Genomic DNA, 14,983 nt, shown 5'->3' with positions numbered 1-14,983 from the left:
TCCCCCCTTCTGCCGCTGTCTTCCCCTCAGTGTAGGGAGTGGGGGCAGCGCCGCCGTGCCGCGTCACCGCATCGTGATCGGCGCGTCGGATGCGCGGAGCGGGTCCGGCCGGGGATGGCTGCGGCCGGGCCTGCGCTCCCCTCGTCAGTCGTCGGAGGAGGGAGCGCGCACGACGTCGACGACGACGACCGTGATGTTGTCGCGGCCGCCCTGGGCGAGCGCGGCGTCGACGAGCGCGTTCGCCGTCTCCCGGGCGCTCAGGCGGGCGGCGAGGTGCAGGCGCAGGCGCTCGGCCGGCACCTCCTTCGTCAGCCCGTCGGAGCACAGCAGCAGGCGCATGCCGGCCTCGAGCGGGATGCGCACGAAGTCGATCTCGGGATCGACCGAGAAGCCGACGGCCCGCGTGATGACGTTCGCGTCGGGGTGGCTCTCGGCCTCATCGGCGGTGATCTGCCCGGCGTCCACCATCTCCTGCACCATCGAGTGATCGGTGGTGACCTGCCGCAGCTCGTTGCCGGTGAAGAGGTACACGCGCGAGTCGCCGACGTTGAAGACCGTGACCACCGGCCGGCCGTCGTGCAGGGTGAGCGCCGCGCCGGTGACGGTCGTACCGATGCCGCGCTCCTCCTCGTCGAGCTCGCCGATGTCCATCGTCGCCCGCTGCAGGGCCTCGATGATGCGGTCGGGCTCGACGAAGTCGCCGTCGACGGCCGCCTGCAGGCGCCGCACGACCGCGTCGCTGGCGCGGTCGCCGTGGGCGTGCCCGCCCATGCCGTCCGCGACGGCGAAGAGCGGCACGTCGGCGAGGTAGCTGTCCTCGTTGGCGGCGCGGCGGTAGCCGACGTGGGTGACGCCGTGCCACGAGAGCTCGACGACGTCGGCGCGATCGGGGAGGGCGAGGATGTGTCGCACAGTGCTGCGGCCGAGCGCGGTCACGGGCGTCTCCGTACGGGGATTCGAGGGGCGGACGGGCGTCGTGCGGAGGGGGCGGCGCCGATCACGACGCTCCGGGATCGATCGCCTGGACGGCGATGTCGATCCCGTCTCCGAGCGAGACGACCGAGCCGGGGAGCACCGCGCAGGACTCTCCAGGGCGGAGCCGGCGGACCGGCCCACCGGGCAAGTGTACGACGATGCCGTTGGATGATCCGAGGTCGGTCACGACGAGGGCGCCGCCGAGCTGCTCGATGCGCGCGTGCCGCGCCGAGACGCCCCGGCGGTCGGCGGGGACGACGATGCGCAGCGGGGAGGGCGTCTCGGGCATCCGCACCGCCCCCGGTCGGCGGCCGATCACGACCGGCCGGTCGAGGGGCACGTCGCGATCGACGCCCGGGATGCGCAGCGTGGCGAGCGGCGCCGGCAGCGCGGGCGGGCTCGCCTCGACGGGCTCGTCGGGCGGACGGGGCGGCAGCACCGCCGCGGAGAGCGGCGCCCCGGCCGGCACCCCGAGCGGCACGGTGGGCGGGATGTCGGGCTCGATGAGGCGGATGACGGTCGCGTCATCGACGCCCTCGGCCGGGAGCGGGCTCGGACCGAGCGACCGGCGCGGTCGGATGACGGTGTCGTCGTGCTCGTCGCCGCGCCCCGGCTCCCCCTCGTGCCCCATGCGATGAACGCTACCGCGCGCGGCTCACTCCCCCAGGTAGCTCATGACGTGCTTGAGGCGGGTGTAGTCCTCGAAGCCGAAGTGGGAGAGGTCCTTGCCGTAGCCCGAGTGCTTGAAGCCGCCGTGCGGCATGTCCGAGACGAAGGGGATGTGCGTGTTGATCCACACGCAGCCGAAGTCCAGGTCGCGACTCACGCGCATCGCCCGGGCGTGGTCGGTCGTCCACACGCTGGCGGCGAGCGCGTACCGCACCCCGTTGGCGAGCGCGAGCGCCTCCGCCTCGTCGCGGAAGCTCTGCACCGTCAGCAGCGGCCCGAAGACCTCCTCCTGCACGGCCTCGTCGTCCTGCCGCATCCCGGTGACGAGCGTCGCCTCGTGGAAGTAGCCGCGCTCGCCCTGCCGACGTCCGCCGGTCACGATCTCGGCGTGCGCGGGCAGGCGCTCGACCATGCCCTGCACCCGGGCCAGCTGGTCGGCGTTGTTGAGGGCGCCGTACAGGATGCCCTCCTCGTGCGGCGCGCCGGTGCGGGCGTGCCCAGCGATGCGGTCGGCGAGCGCCGCGACCACCTCGTCGTAGATGGACTCGTGCACGATCACCCGGGTCGCCGCGGTGCAGTCCTGCCCGCCGTTGAAGAAGGCGGCGAGCGTCAAGCCCTCGGCGACCGCCCGCGGATCGGCGTCGGCGAACACGAGCGCGGGCGCCTTGCCGCCGAGCTCGAGGTGCACGCGCTTGAGACCCTGAGCGGCGGAGCGGGCGACCTCCATGCCCGCGCGCACCGATCCGGTGATCGCGACCATCTGGGGGGTGGGATGCTCCACGAGCGCCGCCCCCGTGCCGCGGTCGCCCAGCACGACGTTGAGCACTCCTGCCGGCAGATGCTCCGCGGCGATCTCGGCCAGCAGCAGCGTCGACTGCGGGGTCGTGTCGGAGGGCTTCAGCACGACGGTGTTGCCCGCGGCGATGGCCGGAGCGATCTTCCACACCGCCATGTTGAGCGGGTAGTTCCACGGCGTCACCTGCCCGATCACGCCGATGGGCTCGCGGCGCACGTACGAGGTGTGCCCGGCGAGGTACTCCCCCGCCGACCGCCCGTCGAGGTCGCGCGCGGCCCCGGCGAAGAACCGCAGCTGATCGACGGACTGGTCGATCTCGTCGGCGATGAGGGATGCCCGGGGCTTGCCGGTGTCCTGCGACTCCAGATCGGCGAACTCCTCGGCGCGCGCCTCGACGGCGTCGGCGAGCCGGAACAGCGCGAGCTGCCGCTGCGCCGGGGTCGTGCGGCCCCAGCCGGCGAAGGCGCGCTCGGCCGCGCGGTACGCCGCATCGACCTCCTCGGGCGTGCTGATCGGCGCTCGGGCGTAGACCTCCTCGGTCGCCGGGTCGATGAGATCGATGGCCTCGTCGGCGCCGCTGCGCACGTGCTCGCCGTCGATGAGATTGGTCAGGATGCGGTCGGGGCCGGCGGCGGGAGGGGTCATGCTGGGAACAGTACCGGGCCGCTGCACCGGATTCCAGAGCTGGAGCGACGGAATCAGTCGAGAATCCGCCGTGCTGGATACGGATTCACTTGTCAAACGACGCGATGACTGTCAGGATCGGCTCATGGCAGCCCGTAGCAAGCCCGTGCAGCTCGATGAGGTCTCGAAAGCGATCATCGAGCAGCTGCAGGACGACGGCCGCCGCTCGTACGCCGAGATCGGCAAGCACGTCGGGCTCAGCGAGGCGGCCGTGCGACAGCGCGTGCAGAAGCTCACCGAGTCGGGCGTCATGCAGGTCGTCGCGGTCACCGACCCGATGCAGCTCGGCTTCTACCGCCAGGCGATGATCGGGATCCGCGTGACGGGTGACGCGACGCACGTCGCCGACACCCTCGCCGGCATCTCCGAGGTCGACTACGTCGTGCTCACGGCCGGCAGCTTCGACATCCTCGCCGAGGTCGTCTGCGAGAGCGACGACGACCTCATCACCCTTCTCAACACGCGCATCCGCGGCATCGAGGGCGTGCTCTCGACCGAGACGTTCGTCTATCTACGACTGCAGAAGCAGTTCTACAACTGGGGAACACGATGAAACTCCTGAAGAGCAAGAAGAAGACCTCCACCGACGCGACCACCGCGCACGAGGCGCACGTCGCGCCCGCCGCGGCGGTGAAGAAGCTCACCGGCCCCGCGGCCGCCGCCGAGGCGGCGATGCAGAAGAAGGCCAAGGACCACCTCTGGATGCACTTCGCCCGTCAGTCGGGCATGGCCGCCGGCAACGGGGTGCCCATCATCGTCAAGGGCGAGGGCCACCACATCTACGACAGCCTCGGCAACAAGTACATCGACGGCCTCTCCGGCCTCTTCGTCGTGCAGCTCGGCCACGGCAACGAGCGCCTGGCCGAGGCCGCCCGCAAGCAGGCCGAGGAGCTCGCGTTCTTCCCGCTGTGGTCGTACGCGCATCCCACCGCCATCGAGCTCGCCGACCGCCTCGCCGACTACGCCCCCGGCGACCTCAACCGCGTCTTCTTCACCACCGGCGGCGGCGAGGCCGTCGAGTCGGCGTGGAAACTCGCCAAGCAGTACTGGAAGCTCGTCGGCAAGCCGATGAAGCACAAGGTCATCTCGCGCGCCGTCGCGTACCACGGCACCCCGCAGGGCGCGCTCGCGATCACCGGCATCCCCGGCATGAAGGAGATGTTCGAGCCGCTCACCCCCGGCGGGTTCCGCGTGCCGAACACCAACTACTACCGCGCCGAGGAGATGGGCTTCCACGGCACCCTCGAGGAGTTCGGCCAGTGGGCCGCGAACCGCATCGAGGAGATGATCCTCTTCGAGGGCCCCGACACCGTCGCGGCCGTGTTCCTCGAGCCCGTGCAGAACTCGGGCGGCTGCTTCCCGCCGCCCCCCGGCTACTTCCAGCGGGTGCGCGAGATCTGCGACCAGTACGACGTTCTGCTCGTGAGCGACGAGGTCATCTGCGCCTACGGCCGCACCGGCTACATGTTCGCCTGCGAGGGCTTCGGCTACGTGCCCGACATCATCACCTCGGCCAAGGGCCTGACCTCCGGCTACTCGCCGCTGGGCGCGATGATCGTCAACGAGAAGGTCTACGCGCCCTTCACCGAGGGCACGACGGCGTTCTACCACGGGTACACCTTCGCCGGGCATCCCGTCTCGGCCGCCGTCGCGCTCGAGAACCTCAACATCTTCGAGGAGGAGGGCATCCTCGAGCACGTGCGCGAGAACTCGCCGAAGTTCCGCGCGGCGCTCGAGCGCCTGCTCGACCTGCCCATCGTGGGCGACGTGCGCGGCGAGGGGTACTTCTTCGGCATCGAGCTGGTGAAGAACAAGGAGACGAAGGAGACCTTCAGCGAGGCGGAGTCCGAGCGCCTGCTGCGCGGCTTCCTCTCCAAGGCGCTCTTCGACGCGGGCCTCTACTGCCGCGCCGACGACCGCGGCGACCCCGTCATCCAGCTCGCCCCGCCGCTCACCATCGGCCCGGCCGAGTTCGACGAGATCGAGGGGATCCTGCGCAAGGTCCTCACCGAGGCGGGGAAGCTGCTCTGATCGATCCCGCCGCTCCCCGCACCGACGCCGACTACCGCGGGCTCAGCCTGTGGCACGGCACGGTCGACGATGATCTGAGCCCGCGCGCGCCGCTCGACGGCGACGACACGGCCGATGTCGCGATCATCGGTGCGGGGCTCACCGGCCTCTGGACGGCCTACGAGCTGCAGAAGCGCGACCCCGGTCTGCGCATCCTGCTGCTCGAGAAGGAGATCGCGGGCTTCGGCGCCTCCGGGCGCAACGGCGGCTGGGTCTCGGCGCTGTTCCCGCAGTCGACCGCGGCGCTCGCCCAGCGGCACGGCCGCGAGGCGGCGCTCGCGATGCGGCGCGCCATGATCGGCACGGTCGACGAGGTCGGCCGCGTCATCGCCGAGGAGGGCATCGACGCCGGGTTCGCGAAGGGCGGCACGGTCGTCTTCGCGCGCTCCGAGAACCAGTGGCGGGATGCCCGGGCCGAGGTCGAGCGGGCCGCGGGCTTCGGCGTCGACCACCTCGAGCTCTGGGGTGCCGAGCGCGTGCGCGCCGCCGGCGCCCTCGGCGCCGTGTTCGACCCGGCCTGCGCCCGCGTGCACCCCGCGCAGCTCGTGCGCTCGCTCGCCCGCATCGTGGAGCGACGCGGCGCGATCATCCGCGAGGGCACGACGGTGCGCTCCTGGAGCCCCGGCGAGGTGCTCACCGATGGCGGCCGCGTGCGCGCCCGGCGCATCGTCGTCGCGCTCGAGGGCTATGCGGCCGCCGTCGCGCAGACCCGGCGCCGCGTGCTGCCGCTCTACTCCCTGATGATCGGCACCGAGCCGCTGCCGTCGAGCGTCTGGGAGGAGATCGGCATCGAGCACGGTCAGACCTTCTCCGACGGCCGGCACCTCGTCATCTACGGCCAGCGCACCGCCGACGACCGGCTCGCCTTCGGCGGGCGTGGCGCCCGCTACCACTTCGGCAGCGCGATCGACCCGTCCTACGACCGGGTCGAGGCGGTGTTCGAGCACCTCGTCGCGACCGTGCGCGAGCTGTTCCCGTCGATCGGCGAGCTGCCGGTGACCCACCGCTGGGGCGGGCCGCTCGGGGTGCCCCGCGACTGGCACGCGAGCGTGCAGTACGACCGCGTCACCGGCATCGCCTCCGCCGGCGGCTACGTCGGCGACGGCCTCTCGACCACGAACCTCGCCGGGCGCACCCTCGCCGACCTCCTCACCGAGGAGGAGACGCCGCTGACCCGCCTGCCCTGGGTCGGGCACCGCTCCCCCTCGTGGGAACCGGAGCCCCTGCGGTTCCTCGGGGCGAACGCCGGCCTCGTCGCGATGACGGCGGCCGATCGCGAGGAGCGCCTCACCGGGCGGGGATCCCTCATCGCGCGGGCCATGGCACCGCTGATCGGTCACTGAGCGCGGGGATCACGCGGACGCGTTCGCACGCGCTCCCCCGCTCCCGCCTCGGCCGCGCCCAGCCCGCGTGCAGGAGGCTCGGAGCGAGCCGCCGTACTCTCGACATCGGAGAGGAGTGCCATGGTCACGATGCAGCCCCGCAGTCGCGCGGCCGAGCGAAGCGCTGTGCGCTCCACCGTCGCACTCGTCGGCTTCTTCGGCATCGCCTTCCTCGTCGCCGCCTTCGGCTCCGCCGTCTCGGCTCCCGCCATCGACGGCTGGTACGCCGACACCCCGAAGCCCATGTGGAACCCGCCGAACGCGCTGTTCGGCCCTGTCTGGACGATCCTGTACAGCGCCATGTCGGTGGCGGCCTGGCTGGTCTGGCGCAGCCCCGCGAGCGAAGCGCGCCGCCGTGCGCTGTCGATCTACGTGGCGCAGTTGATGATCAACGCGGTGTGGACCCCCGCCTTCTTCGGCCTCGGCTCGGTGGTCGGTGTCGCCGGCATCTGGGTCGCCCTCGTGATCATCGTCGTGCTCGACTTCATGGTGCTCGCGGCCATCATCCGCTTCGCCGAGGTCAGCAAGCCCGCGGCGGCCCTCCTCATCCCGTACTGGTTCTGGGTGCTCTTCGCCACGACTCTCAACGCGGCGATCGCCGTCCTCGCGGTCTGATCGGCGCACCGCCGGTACCGTGGACGGCGTGACCTCCCCCGCCGTCCGCACCCCGCGATCCCGGGCATCGCGCGCCGGCCGGGGCGCGCTCGTCGCGGTGGCCGCCCTCGCGGTGCTCGCGCAGGGCGCGGTCATCGCGGGAGCATCCTGGGCGGTCGCGAACCCCCGACCGGTCACCGACGCCGTCACCGTCTGGACCACCGAGCTCGACCCGACGATCGAGCGCTACGCCGCCGATGCCGGGCTCAGCGATCGCGGCAGGTTCCTGCTCGCCGCCAGCCTGCCGCAGATCCTGCCCGCCGAGCGCTTCGAGCAGTTCTGCACCGTCTCGGCCCCCGGTATCGGCGTGCTCGGCTGCTACACGCTCGATGACGCCCGCATCCACCTCTACGACGTCACCGATGACGCGCTCTCGGCGCTCGAGCCCGTCGTCGCGGCGCACGAGACGCTCCACGCGGCGTGGGACAGGCTCGAGCCCCGGGAGCGCAGCGCCCTGGTCGATCCGCTCGAATCGGCCCTCGCCGCGCTCGGCCCCGACCACGAGCTCGTCGAGCGCATCGCCGGCTACGAGGAGCGCGATCCCGACTCCCGCATCCCCGAGCTGTACGCGATCATCGGCACCGAGATCGCCGGCTCCGCGAACGACGGACTCGGCCCGATCCTCGAGGAGCACTACGCCGCGTACTTCGACGATCGCTCGCGCGTCGTCGCGCTCGCCCAGCAGGTGCAGACCCTGTTCGCGCAGCTCGACGAGCAGCTGCGGCAGCTCTCCGCGCGGGTCGATGAGCTGTCCGCCCGCATCGTGAGCGAGCAGCAGGCCTACCGCACCGACTCCGACGCCTTCGCCGCCGATCTCGCCGTGTTCGAGGAGCGCGCCGCCACCCCCGGCGGCTACCGCAGCCAGTCCGTCTTCCTCGCCGACCGCGAGGCGCTGATCGCGCGACAGGATGCCCTGCGCGCGCGCCGCGACGCGACCAACGCCCTCGTCGACGAGCACAACGCGCTGCTCGTCGAGCTCGAGGCGCTCAACGCCGAGGCCGCCGCCCTCAACCAGGCGATCAACGTCGTCGCGCAGCCGCTCGAGGAGACCGCGCCCCCGCCCGAGGGAGCCGTCGAGACGGACCCCTCCGGCGGCTGAGCCGTACGACCGGCGAGCGGGCGCGCTAGTAGGAGGTCAAGCCGCCGCTGCCGGGCGGGAAGAGCGCGTCGATGGCCGCGAGGTCGTCGGGCGACGGCGTCCAGGAATCCGCGGCCCCGGCGTTCTGCACGACCTGCTCGGGCGTCGTGGCACCCGCGATGACGCTCGTGAGGGACGGGCGGCTCAGCAGCCAGCCGATGGTCGCCTCGAGCATCCCGATGCCGCGGTCGGCGCAGAAGGCCGCGTAGGCGTCCATGGCGTCCCACGGCGCGTTCTCGACCAGGTGCGGGCGCTGACGCATGATGCGAGTGTCGGCGGGGCCGCCGTCGCGGGTGAACTTGCCGGTAAACAGCCCGTTGTGCAGCGGGAAGTAGGGCAGCAGGCCCACGCCGCTCGCGGTCGCCGCCGGCAGCAGCTCGGCATCGGCGCCCCGCACGAGCAGGCTGTACTCGTTCTGCGTCGACACGAATCGAGGATGCCCGTCGCGCTCGGCGATGAGGTCGGCCTGCACGAGCTGCCAGGCCGCGAAGTTCGAGTGCCCGTAGTAGCGGATCTTGCCCTCGTCGACGAGCTCGTGCAGCGCCGCGAGCGTCTCCTCGATCGGGGTGAGCGGGTCGGGCGTGTGGAACTGGTAGAGGTCGATCCAGTCGGTCTGCAGGCGCCGCAGCGAGCCCTCCACCGCGAGCCGGATGTAGCGGCGCGACCCCTTCGCGCCCCAGTGCGGCACCGGGCTGTCGTAGTCGGCGTGACCGAACTTCGTGGCGAGCACGACCTCGTCGCGGCGGCCCTTGAGGGCGTGCCCCATCAGCGTCTCGCTGCGCCCGTAGGCGTAGCCGTAGATATCGGCGCCGTCGAGCAGCGTGATCCCCGCATCGATCGCCGCGTGCAGCACGCGATCGGTGCCCTCCTGCGTCTCGGTCGCGGTGCCGGGGCGGCCGAAGTTGTTGCAGCCCAGTCCGACGGTCGAGACGCGGAGTCCGCTGCGGCCGAGGGTGCGGTAGGTCATCTCGCTCATGCCCTCCATCCTCCCCTACCGCGGTCGGTGCGTCCCGCGCGTGCGCCTGCCGCTCCTCCCCCGACGCCGGTTCGGGATGCCCGTCCCCCGCGTCCGATTCCCGCCGGAGTCGCTCGGTCCCCCGCGCTAGCCTCGAGCCATGCCGACCCTGACCGACGCCCCCGCCGCCGCCGCTCCTGCCGCTCCTGCCGACGCACCGGCCGTCGCCCCTCGAGCCCTCGCGGCCTCCGCCGCGGCCATCGCCGCCCGCGCCTCGGCCGCCCGCGTCATCGACTCCCCGATCGGGCGCATCCTGCTGCTGGGCGATGGCGCGCATGTGACCCTGCTCGAGATCGAGGGCCTGCACGGCTTCCGCACCGCCGTGCCGGCGCCCGAGCTCGAATCCGACTCCGTGCTCGACGCCGCCGCCGTGCAGTTGGCGGAGTACTTCCACAACGGCCGCCGCAGCTTCACCGTGCCGGTGCTGCTGCAGGGCACCGCCTTCCAGCAGCAGATCTGGCAGCAGCTGCGCGAGATCCCCTGGGGCGAGACCCGCACCTACGGCGAGCTCGGCATCGCGAGCGGGCGCCCGACCGCGGGCCGCGCCGTCGGCGGGGCGGTCGGCGCCAACCCCGTCCCCCTCCTCGTGCCCTGCCACCGCGTGCTCGCGGGCGATCGGCGCATCACGGGCTACAGTGCCGGCGCCGGCGTGACGACCAAGGCTCAGCTGCTCGACCTCGAGCGCATCGCGCACCGCTGATGGTCGTGCGTCACGATCTGCGTGTCGGACCCGACGATCGCGCGCGCTGCGGCTGGATCGGCGAGGACGCCGAGTACCGGCGCTACCACGACGAGGAATGGGGGCGACCCCTGCACGGCGATCGGCCGCTGTTCGAGAAGCTCAGCCTCGAGGCCTTCCAATCGGGGCTCTCCTGGATCACCATCCTCCGCCGCCGCGAGGGCTTCCGCGCCGCCTTCGACGGGTTCGCCATCGAGGCGGTTGCCTCCTACGACGATGAGGATGCCCAGCGCCTGCTCCTCGACGAGCGCATCATCCGCAACCCCGCGAAGATCGCCGCGACCATCGCGAACGCGCGCGTGCTCCACGACTGGCTGCAGCAGGAGCCCGGCGGGCTCGACGCCCTCATCTGGTCGCACGCTCCCGCGCCGGGGCGCCGCACCCGCCCGAGGTCGCTCGCCGAGGTTCCCGCCACCACGCCCGAGTCCACCGCGCTCGCCCGGGCCCTCAAGGCGCGCGGCCTCCGCTTCGTCGGTCCGACGACCGCCTACGCGCTCATGCAGTCCGCCGGCCTCGTCGACGATCACCTCGAGGGGTGCTGGCGGGCGGAAGCCTGACGCAGTGCCCTCATCGCCCCGCGCTGGGCCGACCGGCCCGCGAAGCGCCCCTCGGCCGGGCCCTGCTGACCGGACTGCAGCGCGACGGAGCACCGGCGCTCGACGGATCGACGGGCGCCCTCTCGGTCTGCCTCTGCTGCAGCGGCCCACCGACGCTCGACGGATCGCCCGGCGCCCTCCCGGTCGACTTGCGCCCCGCTGCGCGATCGGCGCCCGCGACGCCGGCGCCGTCGCGATCAGCCCTCGCGGGCGACGAGCGCCAGCTCGCCCTCGGCACCCGGGCGCAGCACCCAGCCCGCCTCGCGCGCGACCTCGAGCAGCCCCTCCACCGAGTCCGGCGGATCTCCGTGCTCGAGCAGCGCGCGCACGAAGAGCCCCTTCGACTTCTTGTTGAAGTGGTTGAGCGCTCGCACCGCGCCGTCGGGCCCCTCCGCCACGACGCGGACGAACAGCGCGTCCGGCCGCGCAGGCAACGGGCCGAGCGCCGCGTAGCCCTCCGAGCGCAGGTCGAGGATCGGACCCTCGTGCCGCTCGAGAAGGGCACCCAGCGCGGGAGCCCACCGCCGCCTCAGGGCCCCGCCCGGAAGCCGCGAGGAGTGCGAGAGCCGGTAGGCCGGCACGGGGTCGTCCGCGCCCAGGAGGCCGAGCAAGGCGGAGTGGATGCGCACGTGGCGCCCCGCGCGCTCGCGCGCCGCCGCGCTCAGGGTCGGCGCATCGAGGGCGTCGAACAGCACGCCCGTGTAGCGCTCGAGGGCCGGCATGAGCGGGCTCGAGCGCACCGCGCGATCGCGGGCGAGCTCCGCCTCGGCGATCTTCGCGCCGACGCCGAGCGCGCGGGCAGCGTGAGCGTCGTCGCCGGCCACGAGCTGCTCGAGCGCGGCGAGGGTCGCGAGCCGGGCATCCCGCACCGCCGCGTCATCGGCGGCGAGCAGAGCGTCGACGTCGAGGGCGGATCCGGGCGCACCACCGTCGCGCTTGGTCTCGGAGGGCGGCAGCAGGAGGAGCAGCGTCACGACCGCAGGAAGGCGACCGCCTCGGCCACCAGCTGCTCGAGCGGTGCGACGGTGTCGAGCACGATGCGCGGAGCCGCGTCGGCCTCGCCCGACCAGGGTGCGTACTCCTCGAGGCTCTGCTCCACGGCGTGCCAGGTCGGCTCGACCAAATGGGCGAGATCGCGCTGGCGCTGCTCGAGGCGCCGCCGGTGCAGCTCGGTATCGCTGCAGACGACCTCGACGAAGCGCACCTCGACCCGATGACGCCGCGCGAGCCCGACCCACTGGTCTCGCGCCGGCGAGACCGCGTTGACCGCATCGACGATAACCGCCGGGCCGGTGCGCAGCACGGCGTCGGCGATCGTCTCCGCGACGAGGTACGCCGCGAGTCCGGTGGGCTGGTCGCTGTCGATCCCCGCTTGCAGGATGGCCGACTCCACGGGGTCGACCGAGACCACGGGAGCCGACAGCGCGCGGGCGATGCCCTCCGCGATCGTGCTCTTGCCCGAGCCGGGCAGCCCGGCCATGGCGATCAGCACGTCAGGAGAGCAGTTCGGCCTGGCCCGCGACGATGGTCACGGTGTTGTTCTCGACGGAGAGGAAGCCGTCCTCCGCGCGCGCCGTCACGACGGCACCCGACACGGGCGTGATCCGCACCTCGCCGGCCCCGAGGATCCCGAGGAGGGGCTCGTGGCCGGGGAGGATGCCGATCTCACCTTCGGTGGTGCGCGCGACGATCTGCTTCGCGGCGCCCGACCAGACCTCGCGGTCGGCCGAGACGACGCTCACGCTGAGCTCGGCCACGGTTAGCCGTTCTCCTTCTGGATGCGAGCCCACGCCTCTTCGACGTCGCTGATCGCACCGACGTTGAAGAACGCCTGCTCGGCCACGTGGTCGAACTCGCCCTTGGCGATCGCGTCGAACGACTCGATCGTCTCCTTGAGCGGGACGGTGGAGCCCTCGACGCCCGTGAACTTCTTGGCCATGTAGGTGTTCTGCGAGAGGAACTGCTGGATACGGCGCGCACGCGACACCGTGATCTTGTCCTCCTCCGAGAGCTCGTCGACACCGAGGATGGCGATGATCTCCTGCAGCTCCTTGTTCTTCTGGAGGATCTGCTTGACCGTCGTGGCCACGCGGTAGTGGTCCTCGCCCAAGTAGCGGGGGTCGAGGATGCGCGAGGTCGAGGTCAGCGGGTCGACAGCGGGGTACAGACCCTTCGACGCGATCTCGCGGCTGAGCTCGGTCGTCGCGTCGAGGTGCGCGAAGGTCGTGGCCGGAGCCGGGTCGGTGTAGTCGTCGGCGGGCACGTAGATGGCCTGCAGCGAGGTGATCGAGTGACCGCGCGTCGAGGTGATGCGCTCCTGCAGGATGCCCATCTCGTCGGCGAGGTTCGGCTGGTAGCCCACCGCGGAGGGCATGCGGCCCAGCAGCGTCGAGACCTCGGAGCCCGCCTGCGTGAAGCGGAAGATGTTGTCGATGAAGAGCAGGACGTCCTGGTTCTGCACGTCGCGGAAGTACTCAGCCATGGTGAGGGCCGAGAGGGCGACGCGGAGACGCGTTCCCGGCGGCTCGTCCATCTGGCCGAAGACGAGGGCGGTCTTGTCGAAGACGCCCGCCTCCTCCATCTCGAAGATGAGGTCGTTGCCCTCACGGGTGCGCTCACCGACGCCGGCGAACACGGACACACCGCCGTGGTCCTGCGCCACGCGCTGGATCATCTCCTGGATGAGGACGGTCTTGCCGACACCGGCGCCGCCGAACAGGCCGATCTTGCCACCCTGCACGTACGGGGTGAGGAGGTCGATGACCTTGATGCCGGTCTCGAACAGCTGGGTCTTCGACTCGAGCTGGTCGAATGCCGGGGGCTTGCGGTGGATGGGCCAGCGCTCGGAGACCTCGACGGCGGCACCGGGCTCGCCGTTGAGCACCTCGCCGAGCACGTTGAAGACCTTGCCCTTGGTGACGTCGCCGACGGGGACCGTGATCGGCTCGCCGGTGTCGCGCACCTCCTGGCCGCGGACGAGGCCGTCGGTCGGCTTGAGGGCGATGGCGCGGACGAGGTCGTCACCGAGGTGCTGGGCGACCTCGAGCGTCAACGTCGTCGACTCGTCGCCGATGGTGACGGTGGTCTGCAGCGCGTTGTAGATGCCCGGGATGGCGTCGTGCGGGAACTCGATGTCGACGACCGGACCGGTCACGCGGGCGATGCGGCCCACGCCGGCGCCCGAGGTCGGGGTGGCGTCGCCCGCGCGGGCGGCGGGCTCGTTCGCGGCGGGGGTCGTCCCGGCGGGTGCTGTCGTGGTCATGGCTTCCCTTTTCTCGTGCGTTCTACTTGGCCGAGCTCAGGGCGTCGGCGCCGCCCACGATCTCGGAAATCTGCTGGGTGATCTCCGACTGACGGGCGTTGTTGGCCAGTCGGGTGTAGTCGGTGATGAGCTTGTCGGCGTTGTCGCTGGCCGACTTCATGGCCTTCTGGCGGGCCGCGTGCTCGGAGGCCGCCGACTGAAGCATCGCGTTGAAGATGCGGCTCTCGATGTAGACGGGCAGCAGCCCGTCGAGCACCTTGTCGACCTCGGGCTCGAACTCGTACAGCGGCAGCACCTCGCTCGACGGAGGCGCCTCGACGCCCTCGACGACCTCGAGCGGCAGGATGCGCACGACCTCGGGGGTCTGCGTCACCATGCTGACGAAGCGGTTGTAGACGATGTGGATCTCGTCCACGCCGCCCTCGGCGGTCGGCTGCACGAAGCGGTCGACGAGCGCGTCGCCGATCTCCTTCGCGGTCGCGAACTCGGGCTGGTCGGTCCCGCCCGTCCACGCCTGCTCGACGTCGATGCGACGGAACGAGAAGTACGCGACGGCCTTGCGGCCCACGAGGTAGAACACGACCTGCTTGCCCTCGCCCTCGAGCCGCGAGCGCAGCTCCCCCGCCTCGCGCATGATCTGCGAGCTGAAGGCGCCGGCGAGACCGCGGTCGGAGGTGAAGAGCACGACGGCGGCGCGCGTGGGGTTCTCGGCCTCGGTCGTGAGGATGTGGTCGACGTTCGAGTACGTCGCGACGGCCGAGACGGCCCGCGTGACGGCGCGCGAGTACGGACCGGAGGCCTTGACCCTGGCCTGCGCCTTCTGAATGCGCGAGGCGGAGATCAGCTCCATGGCACGAGTGATCTTCTTGGTCGTCTGGGCAGACTTGATCTTCTGCCGGTAGACCCGAAGTTGCGCTCCCATGTCCCTTGCTTTCCTGTAGTCGGTGGTGGAGTCGATGTGCGACCGGGGCGGCGGCGCCCCGCGCTGCTGGGGCCCGGTGGA

General features: G+C 71.8%; 16 protein-coding genes. 7 read left to right on the top strand and 9 right to left on the bottom strand.

Going from position 1 to position 14,983, the window contains the following annotated elements; translation table 11 throughout:
* Positions 1 to 144 precede the first annotated feature (144 nt).
* The 3 genes from OVN18_RS10410 to OVN18_RS10400 all read right to left on the bottom strand — a co-directional run bounded on the left by OVN18_RS10410 (position 145) and on the right by OVN18_RS10400 (position 3,085).
* Positions 145 to 936 (bottom strand): PP2C family protein-serine/threonine phosphatase, encoded by a 792-nt coding sequence (locus tag OVN18_RS10410; protein WP_267736960.1) that lies wholly within the window; start codon positions 934 to 936, stop codon positions 145 to 147.
* A gap of 61 nt (positions 937 to 997) precedes the next feature.
* The gene (locus OVN18_RS10405; RefSeq protein ID WP_267780712.1) at positions 998 to 1,606 is read right to left on the bottom strand and encodes an FHA domain-containing protein; all 609 of its coding nucleotides are present in this window, start codon (positions 1,604 to 1,606) and stop codon (positions 998 to 1,000) included.
* Between the two features lie 24 nt (positions 1,607 to 1,630).
* Entirely contained in the window at positions 1,631 to 3,085 is a 1,455-nt protein-coding gene (locus tag OVN18_RS10400) for an aminobutyraldehyde dehydrogenase (RefSeq protein WP_267780710.1), read from the bottom strand.
* 124 nt (positions 3,086 to 3,209) lie between these two features.
* Here OVN18_RS10400 and OVN18_RS10395 point away from each other — a divergent pair, with 124 nt between their 5' ends.
* The 5 genes from OVN18_RS10395 to OVN18_RS10375 all read left to right on the top strand — a co-directional run bounded on the left by OVN18_RS10395 (position 3,210) and on the right by OVN18_RS10375 (position 8,329).
* The gene (locus OVN18_RS10395) at positions 3,210 to 3,677 is read left to right on the top strand and encodes an Lrp/AsnC family transcriptional regulator (RefSeq protein ID WP_267736957.1); all 468 of its coding nucleotides are present in this window, start codon (positions 3,210 to 3,212) and stop codon (positions 3,675 to 3,677) included.
* Between the two features lie 119 nt (positions 3,678 to 3,796).
* On the top strand, positions 3,797 to 5,155 hold the full coding sequence (locus tag OVN18_RS10390) for an aspartate aminotransferase family protein (RefSeq protein WP_267783005.1): 1,359 nt from the start codon (positions 3,797 to 3,799) through the stop codon (positions 5,153 to 5,155).
* On the top strand, positions 5,152 to 6,537 hold the full coding sequence (locus OVN18_RS10385; protein WP_267783004.1) for an NAD(P)/FAD-dependent oxidoreductase: 1,386 nt from the start codon (positions 5,152 to 5,154) through the stop codon (positions 6,535 to 6,537). Before OVN18_RS10390 ends, OVN18_RS10385 begins: the two co-directional genes overlap by 4 nt.
* Positions 6,538 to 6,702: 165 nt before the next feature.
* Positions 6,703 to 7,191, top strand: a complete 489-nt coding sequence (locus OVN18_RS10380) for a TspO/MBR family protein (RefSeq protein WP_267780708.1) — start codon at positions 6,703 to 6,705, stop codon at positions 7,189 to 7,191.
* 28 nt (positions 7,192 to 7,219) lie between these two features.
* A complete protein-coding gene (locus tag OVN18_RS10375; RefSeq protein ID WP_267780706.1) occupies positions 7,220 to 8,329 on the top strand; it encodes a hypothetical protein in 1,110 nt (369 codons plus the stop codon).
* Positions 8,330 to 8,354: 25 nt separating this feature from the next.
* Here OVN18_RS10375 and OVN18_RS10370 read toward each other — a convergent pair whose 3' ends face one another.
* Positions 8,355 to 9,344 carry an aldo/keto reductase gene (locus OVN18_RS10370; protein ID WP_267780704.1) on the bottom strand — a complete coding sequence of 330 codons (990 nt, stop codon included), beginning with the start codon at positions 9,342 to 9,344 and terminating at the stop codon, positions 8,355 to 8,357.
* A 139-nt stretch (positions 9,345 to 9,483) separates the two neighbouring features.
* Here OVN18_RS10370 and OVN18_RS10365 point away from each other — a divergent pair, with 139 nt between their 5' ends.
* Both OVN18_RS10365 and OVN18_RS10360 read left to right on the top strand, forming a co-directional pair.
* Positions 9,484 to 10,083 carry a methylated-DNA--[protein]-cysteine S-methyltransferase gene (locus OVN18_RS10365; RefSeq protein ID WP_267780702.1) on the top strand — a complete coding sequence of 200 codons (600 nt, stop codon included), beginning with the start codon at positions 9,484 to 9,486 and terminating at the stop codon, positions 10,081 to 10,083.
* Positions 10,083 to 10,679: a DNA-3-methyladenine glycosylase I gene (locus tag OVN18_RS10360; protein ID WP_267780701.1), complete on the top strand. Its 597-nt coding sequence runs from the start codon at positions 10,083 to 10,085 to the stop codon at positions 10,677 to 10,679. The genes OVN18_RS10365 and OVN18_RS10360 overlap by 1 nt, the downstream gene beginning before the upstream one ends.
* 236 nt (positions 10,680 to 10,915) lie before the next feature.
* Here OVN18_RS10360 and OVN18_RS10355 read toward each other — a convergent pair whose 3' ends face one another.
* The 5 genes from OVN18_RS10355 to OVN18_RS10335 are packed head-to-tail and all read right to left on the bottom strand — an operon-like array spanning position 10,916 to position 14,902.
* Positions 10,916 to 11,692, bottom strand: coding sequence for a YaaA family protein (locus tag OVN18_RS10355; RefSeq protein WP_324287775.1), 777 nt, complete (start codon positions 11,690 to 11,692; stop codon positions 10,916 to 10,918).
* Positions 11,689 to 12,210 carry an AAA family ATPase gene (locus tag OVN18_RS10350; protein WP_267736949.1) on the bottom strand — a complete coding sequence of 174 codons (522 nt, stop codon included), beginning with the start codon at positions 12,208 to 12,210 and terminating at the stop codon, positions 11,689 to 11,691. Before OVN18_RS10350 ends, OVN18_RS10355 begins: the two co-directional genes overlap by 4 nt.
* Before the next feature lies 1 nt (position 12,211).
* Positions 12,212 to 12,475 (bottom strand): F0F1 ATP synthase subunit epsilon, encoded by a 264-nt coding sequence (locus OVN18_RS10345; protein WP_168915510.1) that lies wholly within the window; start codon positions 12,473 to 12,475, stop codon positions 12,212 to 12,214.
* A 2-nt stretch (positions 12,476 to 12,477) separates the two neighbouring features.
* Positions 12,478 to 13,980 (bottom strand): F0F1 ATP synthase subunit beta, encoded by a 1,503-nt coding sequence (gene atpD / locus OVN18_RS10340; RefSeq protein WP_267736948.1) that lies wholly within the window; start codon positions 13,978 to 13,980, stop codon positions 12,478 to 12,480.
* A 22-nt stretch (positions 13,981 to 14,002) separates the two neighbouring features.
* Positions 14,003 to 14,902, bottom strand: coding sequence for a F0F1 ATP synthase subunit gamma (locus OVN18_RS10335; RefSeq protein ID WP_267780699.1), 900 nt, complete (start codon positions 14,900 to 14,902; stop codon positions 14,003 to 14,005).
* Positions 14,903 to 14,983 lie beyond the last annotated feature (81 nt).

The organism is Microcella daejeonensis (assembly GCF_026625045.1).
GTDB lineage: Bacteria > Actinomycetota > Actinomycetes > Actinomycetales > Microbacteriaceae > Microcella > Microcella daejeonensis.
The sequence above is the reverse complement of the archived record's forward strand: the minus strand, read 5'-3'. Positions and strand labels throughout refer to the sequence as shown.